1 protein-coding gene is annotated in these 301 nt (G+C 64.8%); it reads right to left on the bottom strand.

Annotated features, from left to right (window positions below):
• Nucleotides 1–301 (bottom strand): hypothetical protein (locus tag ACWGTI_RS32865; RefSeq protein ID WP_454590707.1); only part of this gene is annotated, 301 nt, incomplete at both ends.

Genomic DNA, 301 nt, shown 5'->3' with positions numbered 1-301 from the left:
AGGTCGACAAAGGACTGAAGGCCGCCGAAGGTGCCTGAGCGCGCCCCGGCAGAGTGCGCCGGCGCAAAGTGAGCGTCGTCGCGCAAATCGGACGGTGTGGGCGCATTCAGGTCGACAAAGGACTGAAGGCCGCCGAAGGTGCCTGAGCGCGCCCCGGTAGAATGCGCTGGCGCAAAGTGAGCATCATCACGCAAATCGGACGGTGTGGGCGCATTCAGGTCGATAAAGGACTGAAGGCCGCCGAAGGTGCCTGAGCGCGCCCCGGCAGAGTGCGCCGGTGCAAAGTGCGCATCATCACGCA

The sequence above is a fragment of the Mesorhizobium sp. ArgA1 genome (assembly GCF_053714375.1).
The sequence above is the reverse complement of the archived record's forward strand: the minus strand, read 5'-3'. Positions and strand labels throughout refer to the sequence as shown.